The following is a 7923-nucleotide window of genomic DNA, read 5'->3' as shown; positions in this document are numbered from 1 at the left end:
TCGCGCAGCGCCCGCTCGAAATGGGCCTGGGTCACCACCGTCGCATCCTCCTTGATGGCGTTGACCGTGGCGCGCTTGCACAAGCTCTCGATATCCCAGCCGACATAGCCCTCGGCGGCCTGCGCCAGATACTGGCGGTCGATGTCGGGGGCCAGGTTGGGCATGTGCTTGAGGTAGATGTCGAGAATGCCCAGCCGATCCTCGGTCGTCGGCGGATGGACGAACACCTTGCGGTTGAAGCGCTTCTTTTCCTTGATGATGGCTTGATCGACGGTGTCGATGCGATAGCAGGAGCCAAGCAGCATGAGGCCCTCGACGCCGTGGATGCGATCGATCTGCTCGATGAACAGCCGGGTCAGATCCTTGTCGGCAAAAGTCGGGGGAATGGCGCGAAAGTTTCCCGGCCCCCACTCGTAGTCGCAATTGGCGCGCGGCGCCAGCCATTCGCAGTCGGAGATGAACAGCACGCAGGGCGCCTCGTGGATGGCGCAGTCGAAGGCCTCCACCAGTTCCTGCCCCTTGCCGAGCATCTCCTGCCCGGATACATAGACGAAGGACACGCCGGCATCCTTGGCGCAGGCCTCGGCGAGCATGGTGATGCCCGTCCCCAGGGGGCCCCAGAGCATCACCCCGCTGGGCAGACCCAAGTTGTGCCGCCGGATCAGCTCAGGCTTCTTGAGGGGCAGGCAGACCATTTCCCGCAGAGTTTCCTTGACGTCGCGGTAGCCGCCGACATCGTCCCAGCCCAAAACCGGATCGCGAACTTCATAGAAAATGTTTTGCAATTTACGGTGCATGAAAAATCCGTTTTATCCTTTCACCCAAAAAGCCGCGCGTCAAACAGCGCTCTTTTCGGAGCAACATGCGTGCCATCTCGCCGCCCGCCCCTGGCATCCCTTAAAGATCGTTGAGCAGGCGGTAGATTTTTTGTTCCAGTTCCCAGACCGTAGCGCCCTGATCGGGAGCGCCCTCTTCCTCAAACAGCAGGCGCGCCTGATCGAGTTGGGCATGGGCCTTGAGCAGCACGGGCGTCAGCTTGGCTTCCAGGCGGATGCGGGGGATCTCACCCACCAGTTCGCGATATTCTTCAAGAGCCGCGGCCGCCGTCTGCACGCGGCGCGCCGGGCGGGCGGGCTCGACGGCGGAGTCAGGGTGAAGCAGCCGCGAAAAGGCGGCAACCTCGTCAACCAGCAGGCGATAGCGTTCGGAAACATTCATCATGTTCAGGATCTCTTTTCGTTCATCAGGGAAATGTCAGGGAGGTCGCGCGCGACAGACCTTGCGGGACGCAAACAGGGAATGATAAAGAAAAGCCGCCCACCCGGCAACCAAAAAACACCCAAAAACGCCGGAAAATCTATTGACTTGAGCAACTCGCCGTGCTAATTGTCGGCCTTCGCCCTACAGCGAAAACCAGCACCAGCACGAACGCCCTAGGGGAGTGCAAACTGAGAGTTCCGCCGGCCCGCGCGCCGACGGAAGACCCTTGGAACCTGATCCGGCTCACACCGGCGTAGGGAAGCGGCGTCGCAGCAGCTCAGACTGACTGCCGAGGCCGCATTTTGCGGCCTTTTTCTTTTTTTGGCGAGTTGGACAAGCAATGACCGTCTGGATCAACGAACAGCCCCGCGAACTGCCCGTCGGCACCCGCCTCTTCGCGGTGCGCGACCTGTGCAAGCCCGAAGCCGACGTGCTCATCGTCAACGGCTTTCCCGCGACAAGCGACCAACCCTTGCGGGACCAGGACCGGGTGGTGCTGATCCGGCGCGGCGAGCGGCCCTCGGCGGGGGAACTCGAAGCCCTGATGGCGGCGCGCCACACCCCGGGGGTACACGAGCGGGTCAAGGGAGCGAGCGTCGGCATCGCCGGGGCGGGCGGCCTGGGCTCGGCGGTGGCGGTGGCCTTGGCGCGCATCGGCGTCGGCCGGCTGATCATTGCCGATTTCGACGTGGTCGAGCCGTCCAACCTGAACCGCCAGCAGTATTTCGTCGACCAGATCGGCCTGCCCAAGGTCGAGGCCTTGCGCGACAATCTGGCGCGCATCAATCCTTACGTGAAGGTCGACATCTTCAACGGCCGACTGACGCCGGAGAACATTCCGACGGTTTTCGCCGAGGCACGGATCCTCGTCGAGGCCTTCGACGCCGCCGCGCAGAAAGCCATGTTGGTGGAAAGTTTCCGCCGCCATTTTCCCGAACGCCCCCTGGTGGCGGCCTCGGGCCTCGCCGGCTATCAGCCCTCCAACACGGTGGTGACGCGCCGCGTCGGCGCCCAGTTGGTGCTGGTCGGCGACGGGCAGAGCGCCGCGCGCCCCGGCGAGGGACTCATGGCGCCGCGGGTCGGTATCGCCGCCCATCATCAGGCCAATGCGGTGCTGCGCCTGCTGCTCGGCGAGGAACCCCAATAATTCATCCGGACGAGGAATATCCATGAAGATCAAGATCAACGGCGAACCCCGCGACCTCTCCCCGCCCCTGACGGTGGCCGAATATCTGGCGACCCTGGGCTTGGAGGTCGAGCGGGTGGCGGTGGAACACAATCACCGCATCCTGCCCCGGGAGAACTTTGCCGAGGCACAACTGGCCGACGGCGACACCCTGGAGATCATCCAGTTCGTCGGCGGCGGCTAAGAGCTGAGTGGTAATTCTTTTTGACCCGCCGGAAGCGACCGCTCCGGCTCCAACCCTGAGGCATCAACCATGGACGACCTGATCATCGCCGGACGCCGCTTTCATTCGCGACTGCTGGTGGGCACCGGCAAATTCTCCTCCAACGCGGCCATGGTGGCGGCCATGGAAGGCTCGGGCTGCGAAATCGTCACCGTGGCCCTGCGCCGCGTCGACATCGACAATCCCGGCGACAGCATGCTCGCCCATATCGACCGCGCCAAGTACCTGCTGCTGCCCAACACCAGCGGCGCGCGCGACGCCGAAGAAGCGGTGCGCCTGGCGCGCCTGGCGCGGGCCGCCGGCTGCGAGCCCTGGGTCAAGCTGGAAGTCACCCCCGATCCCTATTACCTGCTGCCCGATCCCGTGGAAACCCTCAAGGCCGCGCAGATTTTGGTCAAGGAAGGCTTCGTCGTGCTGCCCTACATCAACGCCGACCCGGTGCTCGCCAAGCACCTGCAGGAAGCCGGCACCGCCACGGTCATGCCTCTGGGCGCGCCCATCGGCACCAACCGCGGCCTGCGCACCCGCGACCAGATCGCCATCATCATCGAGCAGGCCGTGGTGCCGGTGGTGGTCGACGCGGGCCTCGGCGCCCCATCCCACGCCGCGGAAGCCATGGAGCTCGGCGCCGACGCGGTGCTGGTCAACACCGCCCTGGCCGTCGCTCGCGATCCGGGCGCCATGGGCGCGGCCTTCAAGAAGGGCGTCGAGGCGGGCCGTCAGGGTTTCCTGGCCGGACTGGGCGAACAACGTGAAAAGGCCGAAGCCTCCAGCCCATTGACCGGCTTTCTGCGCGACTGATCAACCACCGAGGAATTGCCCAGCATGAGCTTTTTCGATCTTCTCCAGCAGTACGAACGCCCCCGGGTCGAGGATCTGATCGCCGCCCAGACCACCGCCGACGTCGAGCGCGCCCTGGCCAACGAGCGGCTCCATGCCGAGGATCTGTCGGCGCTGCTCTCCCCGGCCGCCGAGCCCTTCCTCGAAGTCATGGCGCAAAAGGCCCATCGCCAGACGGTGCAGCGCTTCGGTCGCAACATCCTGCTCTACGCGCCCCTGTACCTGTCCAACGAGTGCGTCAACGGCTGCCTGTACTGCGGCTTCAGCGCCAAGAACCAGGTGCCGCGCCGCACCCTGTCCTTCGACGAAATCGAACGGGAAGCCCGGGTGCTGCACGATCAGGGCTTCCGTCACATCCTGCTGGTGACGGGCGAAGCGCCCAAGGCGCTGGACAACGACTTTCTCGCCGCCGCCGCGCGCCGCATCCGCCACCTGTTCAGCTCCATAAGCATCGAGGTCTATCCCATGGAGGCCGAGGGCTACCGGCAGATGATCGATGCGGGCATCGACGGCCTGACCATCTACCAGGAAACCTACGATGCGGAGCTCTACCGGCGGATGCATCCCTTCGGCAAGAAGCGCGATTTCGCCTTCCGCCTCGCCACCCCGGAGCGCGGCGGCACCGCCGGGTTGCGCCGCATCGGCATCGGCTCGCTGCTGGGACTGGGCGACTTTCGCTTCGAGGGCTTCTGCACCGGACTGCACGCCCTGTACCTGAGCCGCCATTTCTGGCGCACCCAGCTGACCGTCTCCTTTCCGCGCATCCGACCGGCCGACGGCGGCTTTCAACCCCTCAACCCGGTGTCCGACCGCCATTTCGTGCAGTTGATCTGCGCCCTGCGCCTGCTTCTGCCCGACGTCGGCCTAGTGCTCTCGACCCGCGAAAGCGCCCAACTGCGCGACAACCTGCTGCCTCTCGGCATCACCCAGATGAGCGCCGGCTCCTGCACCGCGCCCGGCGGCTATGCCGATAAGGATCACAGCACCCGCCAGTTCGCCATCGACGACGACCGTTCTCCCGAGGACGTCTGTCGCCTGATTCGCGCCCGCGGCTACGAGGCGGTGTGGAAGGACTGGGATGCCGCCTTTCTGGAGCGGGCCGCCGGCCAGTGATGCCATGCCCGGCGCGCGCCTCGTGGATTTTTCCCTCTATCTGATTACCGACCGCCAAGCCCTGCCGCCCGGCCGACGCCTGGAAGAGGTGGTGGCCGCCGCCTGCCGGGGCGGCGTCGGCGCGGTGCAGCTGCGGGAAAAAGACCTCGGCGCCCGCGAACTCTACCCCCTGGCCTGCCGCCTGCGCGACCTCACCGCCGCCTGTGGCGCGCGCCTGCTCATCAACGACCGCATTGATCTGGCCCTCGCCGTCGAGGCCGACGGCGTGCATCTCGGTGGCCAGTCCTTGCCCACCGCCGTCGTACGGCACCTGCTCGGCCCCGCGCGGCTCATCGGCGTCTCCACCCACCATCCCGACGAAATCCGCGCCGCCCACCACAACGGCGCCGACTTCGTGACCTTCGGCCCCGTCTACGCCACCCCGTCCAAGGCCGCCTTCGGCCCCCCGCAGGGCCTCGTCGCCCTGCGCGCCGCCTGCCGGGCCGCGCCCCTGCCGGTGTTCGCCCTGGGCGGCATCACCGCTGAGCGCGTGCCCGCCGTGCGTGCCGCCGGCGCCCGCGGCATCGCCCTGATCCGCGCCATCCTGGGCGCCGTCGATGCGCAACAGGCTGCCCGCTCATTGCGGGAGCCGTATCGGCCGCAGCCCTGACATTTGGCTATGCAACAGGCGGTTATCCCTGTAAAAAGGAAGCATTCGCGGATGAATCGTCCGGGTTGGATGCAAGGGGGTAGCCGAAAGCGATTCCATGACCAAGGACAAGAAATTTCTCTGGTGCGCCGTTCACCAGCAAAAGCGCCCCCTTGCGGGTTGTCCGCGCTGCGGTCATTTCCCCTGCCGGGGACTCTCGCCCGAGCATCTGCGCATCCTGTCCCTGTCGATTTCGTTGCAGCGCGCCGTACAGGCCCTGAGCATAAGGAGGATCAAGACCATGTTTTTTCTCAAGGACAAGCAGGGCGCCCTGAGCACCTACCTGGGCAAACTCGAGGAATTGGATGCGGCCCGCGCCACCGACATCGAAGAGGCGCTGGAGGTTTCGTCTTATTTTGTTCAGGAGCTGACCTGGGTACCCGCGGGCAAGGAAACCAAGGCCAAGGCGCCCGCGGCCGCCAAGCCGCGCCCCTGCGTCATCGAGCTGGCTTCCGGAGAATTTGCCCTGGATGACTTGGATCCGACGGAACCACGCGAAGATGCCGCGAAAATCTATCCAATCGACAAACGCTACCTGCGCCGCTTCGTGCCGGTCAAGGTGGCCGTCGGCGAGAGCGGAACGCGGAAAATACCGGCGGCGCCGCGCAAGAAGCCGGCTCCGGCGTCCTGAGCCGTCGATCGCCGAGGCTTTTCTTCCGGCCGCAATCCGCTACACTATTCCCCGTGTGGTCGTTGTGATTCCTCGGCGGGAGCCCCTACATGCTTGAGATTTTCCTGGTGCTGGCTATTCTGATCGGCGCCGTGATTTTATTTGTCAGCGAAAAATTCCCTGTTGACCTGGTCGCGTTCATGGTTCTGGGCGCTCTGCTGGTATGCGGCCTGGTGACCCCGGAGGAAGGCATCTCCGGCTTCAGCAATCCGGCCACGGTCACGGTGGCCGCCATGTTCGTGCTCAGCGCCGGACTGCAAAGGACCGGCGCGGTGGCCACGGTGGGGCACCTGCTGATGCGCTTCGGGCGCAACCATTTTCTGGCCCTGCTGGTCATCATGGCGGCCGTGGGTCTCATGTCGGCCTTCATCAACAACACGGCAGCCGTCGCGGTTTTTCTGCCCCTGGTCATGACCCTGGCGGCCAAGCGCAAAATCGCCGCCTCCAAGTTCCTCATCCCCCTCTCCTACGCCTCGCAGTTCGGCGGAGTGTGCACCCTCATCGGCACCTCGACCAACCTGCTGGTCTCCGCAATCTCCCAGCAGGCCGGCTACGGCGCTTTTTCCATGTTCGAGTTCAGTCGGTTGGGACTGATCATGTTCGCCGCGGGCTTCACCTATTTTCTGCTGCTGGGGCGCTGGCTCTTGCCCGAGCGCCAGGCTCAGGAACTCACCGCCACCTACGAACTGGGCGAGTACATCGCCGAGATGCGGGTCATGGAGGACTCGCCCCTCATCGGCAAAACCGTCATGGAAAGCAATCTCGGCACCGAGCACGACGTCACAATCCTGCGCCTGCTCGACGAGGAACGCCGCGTCTGGGCACCCTACCGCCAGCGCCTGCGCGAGGGCAGCGTGCTGCTGGTGCGCGGCCGGCTCTCGGAATTGATGGAATTGAAAAAAGCCGACCACATGGAACTTAACGCCGAGTTCGAACTGCGCGACGCGTCCCTCGAAGACGAGGACATGAAGCTGGTGCAGGTACTGGTGCCGCCCCATTCGCGCCTGATGGGACGCACTCTCAAGGACACCTACTTCCGCCACCGCTACAACGCCTTGGTGCTCGCCATCCAGCGTCGCGGCGCGCCCCTGCGCGAAAAGCTCAACTCAGTGCGCTTGCAGACCGGGGATGCCCTGCTGATCATGGCGGCACAGAAGGACATCGATCAGCTGCGCGCCGACGACGACTTCATTGTACTTGAAGAAGTGCCCGAACCCTCCCTGCGCAGCCGCAAGGTGCCCTTCGCCATCGGCATCGTGGCGACCGTGGTCGGCCTGGCCGCCCTCAACATTCTGCCTATTCTGGTGACCGCCCTGCTGGGCTGCGTGGCCATGGTGCTGACGCGTTGCCTCACGCTGGAGGAAGCTCAGAAATCGGTGGACTGGACGGTGATTTTTCTCCTCGGCGGCATCTTGCCCCTAGGCATCGCCATGGAAAAAACCGGCGCCGCCCAGTGGCTCGCCGCAGAGGCCCTGCAACTGGCGGGAAACCTGGGGCCGATTGCGGTTCTCGCGGTGTTTTACCTGCTCACCGCGATTCTTACCGAATGCATGAGCAACAACGCCTCGGCGGTGCTGCTCGCACCCATCGCCATCGCCTCGGCCGTCAAAATGGGCATCGACCCCAAACCACTGCTCATGGCGGTCACCTTCGCCGCCTCGACGAGCTTCGCCACGCCGGTGGGCTACCAGACCAACGCCATGGTTTATGGCCTGGGCGGCTACAAGTACACCGACTATGTCAAGGTCGGGGTGCCCCTCAATCTGATCTTCTGGGTTCTCGCGGTGCTGTTCATCCCCATGTTCTGGCCCTTTTGAGCGCTCCCCAACAAGGGCTGGATTTTCTGCGGGGATCACCGGATTTCCTTCCTTGGCCAGGTGGCGCAGATCCATATTCCAGTTGTCCGGACTGATCGTCTGCTCATTTCTAACGCCGTGGGTGTA

At 64.6% G+C, this 7923-nt stretch carries 9 protein-coding genes and 1 riboswitch; of the genes, 7 read left to right on the top strand and 2 right to left on the bottom strand.

Features of this window, described 5'->3' with window-relative positions; genetic code table 11:
• Positions 1-797 (bottom strand): AAA family ATPase (locus QAT43_RS13050; protein WP_305043521.1); only part of this gene is annotated, 797 nt, incomplete at its 3' end.
• 100 nt (positions 798-897) lie between these two features.
• Positions 898-1221, bottom strand: a complete 324-nt coding sequence (locus tag QAT43_RS13045) for a hypothetical protein (protein WP_305043520.1) — start codon at positions 1219-1221, stop codon at positions 898-900.
• Positions 1222-1425: 204 nt separating this feature from the next.
• Positions 1426-1537, top strand: a riboswitch (TPP riboswitch).
• 63 nt (positions 1538-1600) lie between these two features.
• On the opposite strand from QAT43_RS13045, the gene thiF reads away from it, so the two are divergent.
• The 7 genes from thiF (at position 1601) to QAT43_RS13010 (ending at position 7797) form a co-directional block, all read left to right on the top strand.
• Positions 1601-2407, top strand: coding sequence for a sulfur carrier protein ThiS adenylyltransferase ThiF (thiF, locus tag QAT43_RS13040; protein WP_305043519.1), 807 nt, complete (start codon positions 1601-1603; stop codon positions 2405-2407).
• A gap of 22 nt (positions 2408-2429) precedes the next feature.
• A complete protein-coding gene (gene thiS / locus QAT43_RS13035; RefSeq protein WP_305043518.1) occupies positions 2430-2630 on the top strand; it encodes a sulfur carrier protein ThiS in 201 nt (66 codons plus the stop codon).
• A gap of 69 nt (positions 2631-2699) precedes the next feature.
• Complete coding sequence (locus QAT43_RS13030) at positions 2700-3470, top strand: thiazole synthase (RefSeq protein WP_305043517.1); 771 nt, start codon at positions 2700-2702, stop codon at positions 3468-3470.
• 24 nt (positions 3471-3494) lie between these two features.
• A complete protein-coding gene (gene thiH / locus QAT43_RS13025; RefSeq protein ID WP_305043516.1) occupies positions 3495-4622 on the top strand; it encodes a 2-iminoacetate synthase ThiH in 1128 nt (375 codons plus the stop codon).
• Entirely contained in the window at positions 4588-5271 is a 684-nt protein-coding gene (thiE, locus tag QAT43_RS13020; RefSeq protein WP_305043515.1) for a thiamine phosphate synthase, read from the top strand. Before thiH ends, thiE begins: the two co-directional genes overlap by 35 nt.
• Before the next feature lie 97 nt (positions 5272-5368).
• Complete coding sequence (locus QAT43_RS13015; protein ID WP_305043514.1) at positions 5369-5941, top strand: hypothetical protein; 573 nt, start codon at positions 5369-5371, stop codon at positions 5939-5941.
• Between the two features lie 89 nt (positions 5942-6030).
• Positions 6031-7797, top strand: a complete 1767-nt coding sequence (locus QAT43_RS13010) for an SLC13 family permease (protein WP_305043513.1) — start codon at positions 6031-6033, stop codon at positions 7795-7797.
• Positions 7798-7923: the final 126 nt, after the last annotated feature.

This window comes from Geoalkalibacter sp. (genome assembly GCF_030604225.1).
Lineage (GTDB): Bacteria > Desulfobacterota > Desulfuromonadia > Desulfuromonadales > Geoalkalibacteraceae > Geoalkalibacter.
The sequence above is the reverse complement of the archived record's forward strand: the minus strand, read 5'-3'. Positions and strand labels throughout refer to the sequence as shown.